Source organism: Pseudomonas sp. QTF5 (genome assembly GCF_000512695.2).
In the GTDB taxonomy this organism is placed as follows: Bacteria; Pseudomonadota; Gammaproteobacteria; order Pseudomonadales; family Pseudomonadaceae; genus Aquipseudomonas.
The window spans coordinates 42078-54655 of record NZ_AZRW02000044.1 but is presented as its reverse complement, the minus strand read 5'-3'; the positions used below and the strand labels follow the sequence as shown (position 1 = coordinate 54655).

Sequence of the window (12578 nt, the reverse complement as noted above, 5' to 3'; positions counted from 1 at the left end):
AAAAACAGTATTGCAGAAAAGGGGGTAACCATAGATGTGGGAGCGGGCTTGCTCGCGAAAGCGCCGGCACAGTCACTGAAAATCTTCTGGTCCATTGGCATCCTCAACTTCCCAATAATTGGCTATTTGTTCAACCTCAGGTCGGCATTAACGTAGCGCCAACCCCACCTGTGATTGGAGCTCACCATGCAACCTCGTATCGATTTCTACACCGCCTCCCCAGACGGCCTGAAAGCCATGATCGCCCTGGAAACCGCCGTCTCGAAACTGCCCCTGGAAAAGTCACTGATCGAACTGGTCAAGCTGCGCGCTTCGCAGATCAACGGCTGTGCCTTCTGCATCGACATGCACACTGCCGATGCCATCAAGGACGGGGAAACGCCACGTCGACTGTTCGCCGTGACGGCCTGGCGCGAGGCACCGTTCTTCACCGATCGTGAGCGCGCCGCGCTGGCCTGGACCGAATCCTTGACCCAACTGAGCCTGACCCACGCGCCGGATGAAGACTATGCGCTGCTCAGCGCCGAGTTCAGCCCTAAGGAAATGGTCGACCTGACCGTGGCGATTTCCACCATCAACAGCTGGAATCGCCTGGCGGTAGGCTTCCGTAAAATGCCTCAAGCCTGATCAGTGAGCGTCTGCTGATCATCGGGTACGCTTGAAGTAGGATGAGTGCGTAGGAATGTTTAACCTGGGTTGCGTAGGATTGATCTGGTTTTAATTATTTACTCAAAAGCGCATGCGTTAATTTCAGTTGCAGCGCTCTATATTGAAACTAGATCTGTAAGTGTTGGGAAATATCATTTCATAAAGGATGATTCTAATGCGTGCGTTAACTCAAATGGAAATCGAAGCAATCAGCGGTGCTGTCGGTCCGCCCGGTGCAGTGGCAGGAGCAGTCGTTGGTGTCGCTGGATATATTGGAATGCAAGCAGGAGGTGGGCAGCCAGCCACTTGGACTGGAGCTGCGAGCGCAGGCGTCGCGGGCGGAGTACTCGGATTCTTTACCCCGGCAACGACTGCTCAAGCAGCAGGCACGGCAATGGCGTCTTTCTACGGAGGGCTTGGCGGCGGTTATTTGATGCGATCTAACGGTCCAGATGGTGGTGCGGCGTAACCCCTGACCCAGTCGTTTTGATTTGGAGTCCGCGAACTCCGCCGGGCTTGGGGCGGTGGAGTTCAAGCCAACTCAAGTTGAACTTATATCGCTCTTTTAAGAAGAGGTCCTATGTCGGATTTTCTATTTACTTTTTTATTGGCGATCTCAGTATGGGGGCTGACTCAACTGATCTTTTATTTTGCGGACAAGCTGTTTGATTCCAAATTGTCCAGGCCGGCGAAGGCAGTGCTGTTCATACCTATCGTCGCAATCAATATATTTATCAGTAGTTCGTTTGTGGCGGCTGTACGTGATTTCTTTGCTTAAATCTGTGGCGTTCTGCGCATAGAAGGCTAGTGTGTTGCCGAATTCCACTTTGACTGGCCGATTGTTATTGAGTGACTTACTACCTGACTCCGCTCAATGGGTATTCGCTGACGGCGCGGCCGGTGGTTGCACCTTGCGCATCAAGGGCACCATCGCCGTGGCGAGGATGAAGCAGACCATGATCATCAGGAACGCGTCGCCGTAGGTTTGCGTCTGCGCTTCGCGGTAGGTCAGCAGCCACAGTTGACGCAGGCTGGCGGTGACGCCGATGTCACCGCTCTGGCCGAGGGCGGCGAAGTTATCGCCGACCTGGGATAGCCACTGATTGAGTGCTTCGTTGGTGCTGTTGAGGTTCTCCGCCAACCTGGTGAAGTGCAGGTTGGTGCGGTCATTGAGGATGGTCGCGCAGGCGGCGATGCCCATCGCGCCGCCGAGGTTGCGCATCAGGTTGAACAACCCCGAGGCATGTTTGAGCCGTGCCGGTGCCAACCCGCCGAGAGTCAGGGTTACCGCGGGCGGCACTGCCAGTTGTTGAGCGATTCCGCGCAAGGCTTGTGGCAGCATCAATTCCTTAGCCCCCCAGTCATGGGTAATCGGGCTGAAATCCCACATCGACAGGGCGAACAGCCCAAGACCGGTCATCATGATCCAGCGCAGGTCGATGCGGTTGGCCAGAAAGGCGTACAGCGGAATCGCCAGAATCTGGAACACCCCGGTGGAAAAAACCGCCAGGCCAATGTCCAGCGCGCCGTAACCGCGCACCCGGCCGAGAAACAGCGGCGTCAGGTAAATCGTCGCGAACAGGCCGATCCCCGTGACGAATGAAAAGAAACAGCCGAGGGCGAAGTTGCGGTCTTTCAAGGCACGCAGATCGACGATCGGATTGGCCACGTGCAGGGTGCGACCAATGAACGCCAATCCAGCCAGGCCACTGATCCAGGCGGTGGTCAGAATCGTGCTGTCGCTGAACCAATTCCAGCGCGGGCCTTCTTCGAGGGTGTATTCCAGGCAACCGAGAAATACTGCCATGAACAGCATGCTCAAGTAGTCGGCGCCCTTGAGCAGCGACAATTCCGGCTGGTCGATTTTCACCAGCATCGGCACCGCCACCGCGACGAAAATACCCGGCACCAGGTTGATGTAGAACAGCCAGTGCCAGGACGAAATGTCGGTGATCCAGCCACCGATCACCGGCCCCAGCGTCGGTGCCAGCGAGGCCACGGCGCCGATGGTCGCGGCGGCGATTACCCGTTGTTTACCAGTGAAGAAAAAGAATGCGGTGGTGAATACGAGCGGGATCATCGAGCCGCCAAGAAACCCTTGCAGGGCGCGGAAGGCGATCATGCTCTGGATGTTCCAGGCCGCGCCGCAGAGCAGGCTGGCCAAGGTAAAACCCACCGCCGAAGCGCAGAACAACCAACGGGTCGAGAACACCCGGGACAGCCAGCCCGACAGCGGAATCACGATGATTTCGGCGATCAGGTAACTGGTCTGTACCCACGCAGTTTCGTCGGTGCCGGCGGAGAGCCCGCCGCCAATGTCACGCAGCGACGCCGAGACGATCTGGATATCCAGCAGCGCAATGAACATGCCGATGCACATGGTGGCGAAGGCGAACACTTTGGTCGCCGTCGCCATATTGGCGGCGTCGAACGGCAGCGCGGGGGCGGCGAGGGCGCGACTCATGGTGTGCTGGCCACGGTCGGGGTTTCAGGTTCGGCGCGGGTGTCCACTTCGGCAGTCACCGACAGGCCGGGACGCAGATGACCGAGCACGCCATCGGCCGGATCGAGCAGGATCCGCACCGGTACTCGCTGGACGATTTTGGTGAAGTTGCCGGTGGCGTTTTCCGGTGGCAGCACGCTGAACTGCGAACCGCTGGCCGGCGCGAGGCTGTCCAGATGACCGTGGAACTCACGCCCCTTGAGCACGTCCGCATGAACGATCACGCGCTGGCCTGGCGTCATCCGCGACAGCTGATCTTCTTTGAAATTGGCATCCACCCACAGCCCGCTGGCCGGCACCACCGACAACAGTTGCGAACCGGCTTGGGCATAAGCGCCGACCCGTGCCCGACGATTACCGATCACGCCGTCAACGGGGGCTTTCAACTCGGTGTAACCGACGTTCAACTGCGCCAGATCGCGCTCGGCCCGCGCCTGGATCAACGCGGCGCGCGCTTGCTGTTTCTGGGTTTCGATCACGTTCAACTGACGTTGCGCGGCCAGCAGTTCGGCCTGAGCCCGGGCACTTTGCGCCTGGGCAGTCTTGAAGGTGGCGTCGACCCGTTGTGCGCTTTCCACCGAGACGGCATTGCTGTTCACCAAGCGTTTGTAGCGGGCATTGTCGTCCCGCGAGCGCGCGGTTTCGGCGCCCGCGGCATCGATGCCGGCGCGGGCCTGGCCGATCACCGCGTGTTGCAGTTGTTCGGTGGCGTCGAGGTTGGCGAGCAACGCTTCTTCGGCAGCCACCGCACCTTCGGCCTTGGCCAGATTGGCGCGGTAGTCTCGGGCGTCGAGCCGAATCAGCACATCCCCGGCCTTGACCTTCTGGTTGTCGGTGACCAGCACCTCTTCGATATTCCCCGCAACTTTCGGCCCGATCACCGTGACGTCGCCACCGATGTAGGCATCGTCGGTTTCTTCAATGAAACGGCCGGCAGTCCACCAATGGGCTGCGTACAGCCCGATGAAGACCAGGGCCGCGATGGCCGCCGTCAGCAAGAGCAGCCTTTTAAGCAGGGGAGGCCTGGGTGTGTTCACCGCGACAGCAAGGTCGGGTTCAAGGCTGGGCATGCTGGTCATGGAGAAATACCTGTGGGAAACGATGCTTTATTATAGGTGTAATATGACGTAGGTAATATTTGGTGGCAATGGGTTTCTGCTACCGGTCGTCTGGTGCCGGACGTTTCGACCGCCGGGGAGCCTTGCACATACCCTGTGGGAGCGGGCTTGCTCGCGAAAGCGGTGTATCAGCGGACATTGATGTCGACTGACACACCGCTTTCGCGAGCAAGCCCGCTCCCACATTTTCGATCATCGCTATACACAGATTTTGTGGGGGGACAGGTCCTCTCGTCGACGCTCCGAGGAATGATTTGCCGGGCTTAATAGGAAGCATTACTATTCGCGCCTCCTCCCCACAGCACACCGCAATGACCCCCAAGCTGCCCCGCAGACCCGGCTTTTTCGAGCATTACGAAGAGTTGATCGGCACCTGGACCCGTCGTCTGAGAAATCGTCAGCAGGCCGAGGACCTGGCCCACGACACCTTCGTGCGGGTGCTCGAGTCCGATTCGGCGGGGGTGCAACAACCTCGGGCGTATTTGCACCAGACCGCGCGCAACATTGCGGTGGACGGTTATCGGCGTGAGGATCGGCGGGGCGCCATGGAGTCCGAGGCGATCGATCACAGTGTGTCGTCGTCCGGCGACCCGGAGCATTTCATGCATGCGATCCAGTTGGCGGATTCCATCGAACGGGCGCTCACCGAGCTGCCGGTCAACTGTCGCAAGGTATTTGTCTGGCAGAAGATCGAAGGCCTGACCCAGGCCGAAATCGCCGAACGCCTGGGGCTGTCCAAGAACATGGTGGAAAAGTATATGATCCGCACCCTGCGGCATTTGCGTGATCGCCTGGACGGGTTACAACCATGATTCGCCGCGGCCCCGAAAAGATCGCCGGTCTCATCCCCAGCCAAACAGGACTTTCCATGATGGATACTCGTGATTGTGCGTGCGGGCAAACGACAGTTCGCGACGACGCGGCGCGGTGGTTTGTGCGTTTGCAGGAACCTGTCGTCAACGCCGAAGAACAGCGAGGCTTTGAGATCTGGCTGGACGAACACCCTCAGCATCGCGACGAATATCAAATGCTGCAGAGCCTGTGGGCGGCGGCCGATCTGCTACCTGCCAAGCGTTTGCACGCCTTGTGCGAAACTCCGCCGGCACGCCGCACACGTCATCCGCTGGTGCGTTACGCGGTGGCCGCCAGTGTGTTGTCGGTGGCGCTCGGCCTGGGGTTGTTCAGTGGCTTGAATCATCCGGCGACCTACACGGCTGAATATTCCACGGCCCTTGGCGAACGTCGTCATGTGGCGTTGCCGGACGGTTCGGTGATCGATATGAATAGCCGCAGCCGGGTGCAGGTGCGCTATGAAAAAGATCGTCGCGGCATCGAGTTGACGCAAGGCGAGGCGATGTTCAGCGTGGAGCATGACAGCAGCCGACCGTTTGTGGTCGAGGCGGGCAGCGGCAAGGTCACGGTTACCGGCACCCGTTTCGACGTGCGTCGCGACAGCACTGAAACCCGGGTCGTCGTAGAGCAGGGCACGGTCAAGGTTCAAGGTAACGGCGCCGATTTCGTCAGCCTCACCGCCGGCCTCGGCACTCGCGTCGATGCCTTGGGGAAGGTGGCCGCCGCCTATACGGTCAACCCTGCAGAACTGACCGCGTGGCGCAGCGGCAAACTGGTGTTCAACAACGCCAGCCTCAGCGAAGTGGCCGAAGAAGTGTCGCGCTATCGGGAAAAACCGCTGACGGTCGGCAGCGCCAAAGTGGGCAGTCTGCGCCTGACCAGCGTGTTCAAATCCGACAACACCGACGCACTGCTCAAGGCCTTGCCGAGCATTCTGCCGGTGGCCATTCGGACCCTCGATGACGGCAGTCAGGAAATAATTGCCCGATAGATTCAGGTTTTTTTCGAGTTCTTCGTCTTCTTGTCCAACTGCAACTGGTTTGCATTAACAGCCGCACACTCTTGCGATCCACAGGACAATGTTCGACGTGAAGAAAACCACCGCTAAAAATAACAAAACATCCTGGCTGCCCCTCGCTCTTGCCCTGGCGGTCAGCTCGGCGCTGCCCCAGGCGTTCGCTGCCGATGCCATTCATATTCAGGCGCAACCGCTGGGTCAGGCCTTGAGTCAGCTGGGTCAGCAAACCTCGTTGCAGGTTTTTTTCAGCCCGGAACTGGTGGCCGGCAAACAGGCCCCGGCGGTGGACGGTAATCTCTCCCCGGAACAGGCTTTGCGCCAATTGCTGCAAGGCAGCGGTCTGGAATATCAGATCGACGAAGGCTCGGTGACCCTGATGCCAGCCCCGACTTCCGCCGCCAACGGTCCGCTGGAGTTGGGCGTGACCGACATCAAAGTGGTTGGCGACTGGCTCGGTGATGCCGATGCTGCCGTGGTGCAAAACCATCCTGGCGCGCGCACGGTGATCCGTCGTGAAGCCATGGTGGAGCAGGGCGCCATGAACGTTGGTGACGTGCTGCGTCGTGTACCCGGCGTGCAAGTGCAGGACGCCAACGGCACCGGCGGCAGCGATATTTCCCTGAACGTCGGCGTGCGCGGCCTGACCTCGCGCCTGTCGCCACGCTCCACCGTGCTGATCGACGGTGTGCCGGCCGCCTTCGCCCCTTATGGGCAACCGCAGCTGTCCATGGCACCGATTTCCTCCGGCAACCTCGACAGCATCGACGTGGTGCGTGGCGCCGGTTCCGTGCGTTATGGGCCGCAGAACGTCGGTGGTGTGATCAACTTCGTCACCCGCGCGATTCCGGAGAAAGCCACCGGTGAAATCGGCACCACCCTGGAAACCACCCAGCGCGGTGGCTGGAAACACATCGACACCGCGTTTCTCGGTGGCACCGCCGATAACGGCATGGGCGTGGCGCTGTTGTATTCCGGCGTGAACGGCAACGGTTATCGCAAAAGCAACAACAGCAATGACATCGACGACGTGATCCTCAAGACCCATTGGGCGCCCACCGATCAGGATGATTTCAGCCTCAATTTCCATTACTACGACGCCAGCGCCGACATGCCCGGCGGCCTGACACAGAAGCAGTACGACGCCGATCCGTTCCAGTCCGACCGCGACCATGACAATTTCAGCGGCCGCCGCAAGGACGTGTCCTTCAAATGGATTCGGCAGATCGACGACCGCACCCAGGCCGAAGTGCTGACCTACTATTCCGACAGTTTCCGTGGCAGCACCATCGCCGCTCGCGACCAGAGAACCCTCAGTTCCTATCCGCGTACTTACTACACCTTCGGCATCGAACCACGTGTGTCCCATGTGTTCGATCTGGGCCCGACCACTCAGGAAGCCAGCGTCGGTTATCGCTACCTGAAAGAAGGCATGCATGAAGAGGCGAGCCGTCTGGCGCTGGTGAATAATCAGCCGGTGGTCACCAAAACCTCCGATGGTCATGTGTTCCAGGATCGCACCGGGGGCACCGAAGCCCACGCCATTTACATCGATGACAAGATCGACGTCGGCAACTGGACCGTGACACCCGGCATCCGTTTTGAAAGCATCAGCACCGAGTGGCACGACAGACCGGTTCTCGACACCGCCGGCAAACCTGTGCAGGAAAAACGCCGCAGCATCGACAGCAACGAACCGCTGCCGGCCCTGAGCGTGATGTATCACATGTCCGAGGCCTGGAAGCTGTTCGCCAACTACGAAACCTCGTTCGGCAGTCTGCAATATTTCCAGCTCGGTCAGGGTGGTTCGGGTGACAACACCGCCAATGGCCTGAACCCGGAAAAGGCCAAGACCTACGAAATTGGTACGCGCTATAACGATGACGTGTGGGGCGGGGAAGTGACGCTGTTCTACATCGACTTCGATAAAGAATTGCAATACATCAGTAACGATGTGGGCTGGACCAACCTCGGCGCCACCACGCACCAGGGCCTTGAAGCTTCGGTGCATTACGACATGGCGGCGCTGGACCCACGGCTCGACGGCCTGACCGCCAACGCCGGTTTCACCTACACCCGCGCCGTTTATGAAGGCGAGATTCCAGGCTTCAAGGGCCGTGACTTACCGTTCTACTCGCGTCAGGTGGCGACTGCCGGCCTGCGTTACGACATCAACCGCTGGACCTACAACCTCGATGCCTTTGCCCAGTCCAAACAGCGCTCGCCGGGCACTGCGGTGAACGCCGATGGCAGTTTCAGCGGCAACTACATCACTGAAGGCAGCGCGGACGGCCAGTACGGCGACATCCCGGGTTACGTCACCTGGAACGTGCGTGGCGGTTATGATTTCGGCTCGCAACTGTCGAACCTGAAAGTCGGCGCAGGGGTGAAGAACATTTTCGACAAACAGTACTTCACCCGCTCCAGCGACAACAACTCGGGGATGTACGTCGGCGCACCGCGTACGTTCTTTGTGCAGGCCAGTGTCGGGTTCTGATCGACCGAGGTGGATTCATTCGCGGGCAAGCCTCGCTCCCACATTGGATCTGCGTCGTACACAAATGCTGTGTTCGCTGCAGATCCTTGTGGGAGCGGGCTTGCTCGCGAAGACTGACCTCCAGTCGATAATGCCGTCGCCTGACACCACGCTTTCGCGAGCAAGCCCGCTCCCACATTGGATCTGCGCCGTACACAAATGCTGTGTTCGCTGAAGTTCCTTGTGGGAGCGAGCCTGCTCGCGATGCTTTTAAACTTTCAACACCTTCCCGCCAATCGCCACAGCCACTAGCAACACCGCCATCAACCCAAAGGCAAAACTCAAACTGCTGCCATGGGCGATAAAGCCGATCACCGCAGGCCCGGCGAGAATCCCTGCATAACCCAGGGTGGTAATGGCCGGTACGGCAATGCTCTCCGGCATGACGGTCTGTTTGCCCACGGCGGTATAGAGCACCGGCACGATGTTCGAACAGCCAGCGCCCAGCAGCGCATACCCCACCAGTGCCGCTTCCCAGCTCGGTGCAAACGTCGCCAGCGCCAGGCCCGCCGCGGCCGTCAGGCCACCAAACACAATCACTCGTGTCGCACCGAGGCGCCGGACAATCGCATCGCCGGTCAAACGCCCGACGGTCATGGTCAACGCAAACGCCGCATAACCCAGCCCCGCATACGCCGTGTCGATCCCGCGCTCCTGGGCCAGGAACACCGCGCTCCAGTCGAGCGCCGCGCCTTCGGCCAAAAACACGATGAAACACATCCCGCCGATAAACAGCACGATGCCATGCGGTACGGCAAACGCCGGGCCGGAGCTTTCGCTGCCGTAGGGCAACAGATGCGGCGCGGCCTTGAGCAACGCCACCACCAGTAGCACGATCACCACCAGCATCGCCCCCAGCGGCGACATCCCGAAGCCGAGCAGCGCGCTGACACCCGCCGCGCCTACGATCCCGCCAAGGCTGAACAACCCATGAAACCCCGACATCATGGTCTTGCCACTGGCCCGCTCGACGATCACCGCTTGCAGGTTCACCGTCGAATCCACCGTGCCCAGGCCCGCGCCGAACATGAACAACGCGGCGATCAACGCCGGAATCGAAGACACCGTCGCCAACAGCGGCAGCGCCGCACAGATCAACAAGGTCCCGCCGCTCAACACCCGACGGCAGCCGAAGCGCGTAGCCAGAATCCCGGCCATGGGCATCGCCAGAATCGAACCCACCCCCAGACACAGCAGCAACAGCCCGAGGGTTCCTTCATCCAGCCCGGCCCGCGCCTTGGCGTAAGGCACCAGCGGCGCCCAGGCCGCGATGCCGAAGCCGGCGATGAAAAAGGCGATGCGGGTGGACATCTGCTCCAGACGTCCGGGGACGAAGGAGGCTTGGGTGTTGAGGTTGGTCATATCGATCCTTGGCAAAAAACGTCGCGTCCCCAAGGGACAGTGAACAACCGCAAAGGGTTCGATCACCTCGTCCGGGCGGGTCGCAGTCAGGCAGGGTGACATCCTTGCACAGCCAGCCGCTGTTTCGCGATATCGTCGACGCATCAATTGTTCACAGAGAGGGGGCGCCATGACGCGGATGTACGATGCTCGAGGCAATATCTACGCGGTCGTGACGCCGGACAACGTGCGCGGTAGCGGTATCGAATTGCCTGAACTGGCCGGCCATGCCGCGCAAACCCGTGAGGCCTGGGCGTCGTCGGCCATAGAGACGTTCTGCGGCTGGGCTCCCGGTTCACAACCGCCCGGCAGCAAGGCGCATTGCTGTGATGGTCTGCTGGTGGGGCCGTTTCAATCGTCGCCGCCTTTTGACCTGCTGATCGTCAACACCGACGGCACCCTGGCCGAGCGCAGTGGCAATGGCCTGACGATTTTTTCCCAAGCCCTTAGCGAACAAGGGCTGATGCCGAAGGAAGAGGCCTGTCCGCTGCGGGTTCATCACGACAAGAGCGATGCGGTTTCGCCGGTGGAGACTTCAGTGAAACCCGCTGAAATCGATGGCGTGCAAGGGTTCTGGCTGGACCTTGGACAGCCATCGTTCGGGCCTGAAGCGGTGGGCGCGCAAGGCGTTGAACCCGTGACGTTGAAGGGGCGCGAAGTCAGTCAAGTACGTCCATTGTCGGTGCTCGATCCTGCCTGGAGTCGCAGCCAGTTCGTGCGAATCGGTAATCCCCACTGCGTGACGTTGGTGACCGACGCCGATGCGTTGCCGAGTAACGCGCAGATGCGCGAACCGGGGTTGGCCGACGGATTGACCCGCATCGCTTACGCCATGCCCACCGGGGCAGGGCAGCCGTGTGTGGCAGGGGTGAACCTGCAATGGGCGATGCTTGAATCCGAGGGGCGAATCGTTGCGCGGGTGTTCGAACGCGGCGAAGGGCCGACCGCCTCGTCGGGCACCAGCGCCAGTGCGGTGGCTTGCGCGGCGTGGCGGGTGGGGTGGGTGGCAGCCGGGGAGGTGACGGTGGCCATGCCTGGCGGCACGGCGCCGATTTTGCTGGAAGAATTGGATGGTGAGTTGAGTCGGGTGAGGTTGTTTGGTACGGCGCGGTTGATGGGGTGATTTCCAGATTGCATTCGCGAGCAAGCCCGCTCCCACATTGGATCTTCAGTGGACACACTATTTGTGAGCGACTGCAATCCAATGTGGGAGCGGGCTTGCTCGCGAAGGCGTCAGTCCAAACAACCTGAACCTCAGCTCAGATCGCTGCAAAACTCCACCACCGGCATCTGCCGCTTCATCAACACCTTGCCATCGCGAACCGAATACAGCGGCAACCCCTGGCTGCGAATCACCTCGTAATCGCTGTCCGCCGACAGAATCAGCAGATTCGCCGGTCGCCCCTGTTCCAGCCCATAGCGATCACCCAGGTTCATGGCCTTGGCGCTGTTGTCGGTGACCAAATCCAGCGCACTTTGCAGATTGCGATAACCAAGCATATGGCAGATGTGCAAACCGGCCTCGAGCACCCGCAGGATATTGCCGTTGCCCAACGGATACCACGGATCGACGATCGAATCCTGGCCGAAGCACACATTCATCCCCGCTTCGAGCAACTCATTCACCCGGGTCACGCCACGGCGTTTCGGGAAGTTATCGAAGCGTCCTTGCAGGTGAATGCTTTCGGTCGGGCAGGAGACAAAACTGATCCCCGAATGCCCAAGCAGCCGAAAGAGTTTGGCGCAGTAGGCGTTGTCGTAGGAGCCCATGGCCGTGGTGTGGCTGGCGGTGACGCGTGAACCCATGTCGCGGCTGCGGGCCTCTTCGGCGAGCACTTCAAGGAAGCGTGAATGCGGGTCGTCGGTTTCGTCGCAATGCACGTCCACCAGACAACCGGTGCGCTCGGCCAGGTCCATAAGGAACTTCACCGAGCTCACGCCCTGATCGCGGGTATATTCGAAATGCGGAATGCCCCCGACCACATCGGCGCCCAGGCGGATCGCTTCTTCCATCAGCTCTCGGCCGTTGCGGTACGACTCGATGCCTTCCTGAGGGAACGCGACGATTTGCAGGTCGATCAGATGACGGCTTTCCTCGCGGACTTCAAGCATCGCCTTGAGCGCGGTCAGTTCCGGGTCAGTGACATCGACATGGGTCCGCACATGCTGGATGCCGTGGGCGGCGAGGGTCTGGATGGTCTTCTTGGCGCGGGTCTTGGTGTCTTCCTGGGTGATGGTCGCCTTGCGCTCGCCCCAGCACTCAATGCCTTCGAACAGCGTGCCGCTCATGTTCCAGCGTGGCTCGCCAGCGGTCAGGGTGGCATCGAGGTGAATGTGCGGCTCGACGAAGGGCGGCACCACCAGATTGCCGCCGGCGTCCAGGTCATCAGGCCCCAGTGACGGGGCTTCGGTTTGCCGGGCGATGGTGTGTATCAGGCCGTTTTCCAGGTGCAACTCATGCAGGCCTTCTTGGTTGCGCAGGCGGGCGTTGATGATATGCATCAG

Annotated in this window: 9 protein-coding genes; 5 read left to right on the top strand and 4 right to left on the bottom strand. The window is 60.3% G+C overall.

Features of this window, described 5'->3' with window-relative positions; translation table 11 throughout:
• Window positions 1–186: 186 nt before the first annotated feature.
• A complete protein-coding gene (locus IC37_RS25090) occupies window positions 187–627 on the top strand; it encodes a carboxymuconolactone decarboxylase family protein (protein WP_030131504.1) in 441 nt (146 codons plus the stop codon).
• Between the two features lie 892 nt (window positions 628–1519).
• Here the strand turns inward: IC37_RS25090 and IC37_RS25075 are convergent.
• The gene (locus tag IC37_RS25075; RefSeq protein WP_030131507.1) at window positions 1520–3112 is read right to left on the bottom strand and encodes a DHA2 family efflux MFS transporter permease subunit; all 1593 of its coding nucleotides are present in this window, start codon (window positions 3110–3112) and stop codon (window positions 1520–1522) included.
• On the bottom strand, window positions 3109–4230 hold the full coding sequence (locus IC37_RS25070; protein WP_030131508.1) for an HlyD family secretion protein: 1122 nt from the start codon (window positions 4228–4230) through the stop codon (window positions 3109–3111). The genes IC37_RS25075 and IC37_RS25070 overlap by 4 nt, the downstream gene beginning before the upstream one ends.
• Window positions 4231–4580: 350 nt before the next feature.
• On the opposite strand from IC37_RS25070, the gene IC37_RS25060 reads away from it, so the two are divergent.
• From IC37_RS25060 to IC37_RS25050, 3 genes are all read left to right on the top strand, one after another.
• Complete coding sequence (locus IC37_RS25060; RefSeq protein WP_030131509.1) at window positions 4581–5081, top strand: sigma-70 family RNA polymerase sigma factor; 501 nt, start codon at window positions 4581–4583, stop codon at window positions 5079–5081.
• Window positions 5082–5137: 56 nt separating this feature from the next.
• On the top strand, window positions 5138–6112 hold the full coding sequence (locus IC37_RS25055) for a FecR family protein (RefSeq protein WP_030131510.1): 975 nt from the start codon (window positions 5138–5140) through the stop codon (window positions 6110–6112).
• 97 nt (window positions 6113–6209) lie between these two features.
• Window positions 6210–8633 (top strand): TonB-dependent receptor, encoded by a 2424-nt coding sequence (locus IC37_RS25050; RefSeq protein WP_030131511.1) that lies wholly within the window; start codon window positions 6210–6212, stop codon window positions 8631–8633.
• A 249-nt stretch (window positions 8634–8882) separates the two neighbouring features.
• On the opposite strand, the gene IC37_RS25045 is transcribed toward IC37_RS25050, so the two are convergent.
• Entirely contained in the window at window positions 8883–10034 is a 1152-nt protein-coding gene (locus IC37_RS25045) for an MFS transporter (RefSeq protein WP_030131512.1), read from the bottom strand.
• Window positions 10035–10203: 169 nt separating this feature from the next.
• On the opposite strand from IC37_RS25045, the gene IC37_RS25040 reads away from it, so the two are divergent.
• The gene (locus IC37_RS25040; protein WP_030131513.1) at window positions 10204–11196 is read left to right on the top strand and encodes a DeoR family transcriptional regulator; all 993 of its coding nucleotides are present in this window, start codon (window positions 10204–10206) and stop codon (window positions 11194–11196) included.
• A gap of 131 nt (window positions 11197–11327) precedes the next feature.
• Here the strand turns inward: IC37_RS25040 and codA are convergent, their stop codons facing one another.
• A complete protein-coding gene (gene codA / locus IC37_RS25035; RefSeq protein ID WP_030131514.1) occupies window positions 11328–12575 on the bottom strand; it encodes a cytosine deaminase in 1248 nt (415 codons plus the stop codon).
• Window positions 12576–12578: the final 3 nt, after the last annotated feature.

Excerpts from the sequence above, each read along its gene's own strand:
- IC37_RS25060 (WP_030131509.1), top strand. The coding sequence starts at position 4,581 with ATGACCCCCAAGCTGCCCCGCAGACCCGGCTTTTTCGAGCATTACGAA.
- IC37_RS25040 (WP_030131513.1), top strand. The coding sequence starts at position 10,204 with ATGACGCGGATGTACGATGCTCGAGGCAATATCTACGCGGTCGTGACG.
- IC37_RS25045 (WP_030131512.1), bottom strand. The coding sequence starts at position 10,034 with ATGACCAACCTCAACACCCAAGCCTCCTTCGTCCCCGGACGTCTGGAG.
- IC37_RS25090 (WP_030131504.1), top strand. The coding sequence starts at position 187 with ATGCAACCTCGTATCGATTTCTACACCGCCTCCCCAGACGGCCTGAAA.
- IC37_RS25055 (WP_030131510.1), top strand. The coding sequence starts at position 5,138 with ATGATGGATACTCGTGATTGTGCGTGCGGGCAAACGACAGTTCGCGAC.
- IC37_RS25070 (WP_030131508.1), bottom strand. The coding sequence starts at position 4,230 with ATGACCAGCATGCCCAGCCTTGAACCCGACCTTGCTGTCGCGGTGAAC.
- codA (WP_030131514.1), bottom strand. The coding sequence starts at position 12,575 with ATGCATATCATCAACGCCCGCCTGCGCAACCAAGAAGGCCTGCATGAG.
- IC37_RS25075 (WP_030131507.1), bottom strand. The coding sequence starts at position 3,112 with ATGAGTCGCGCCCTCGCCGCCCCCGCGCTGCCGTTCGACGCCGCCAAT.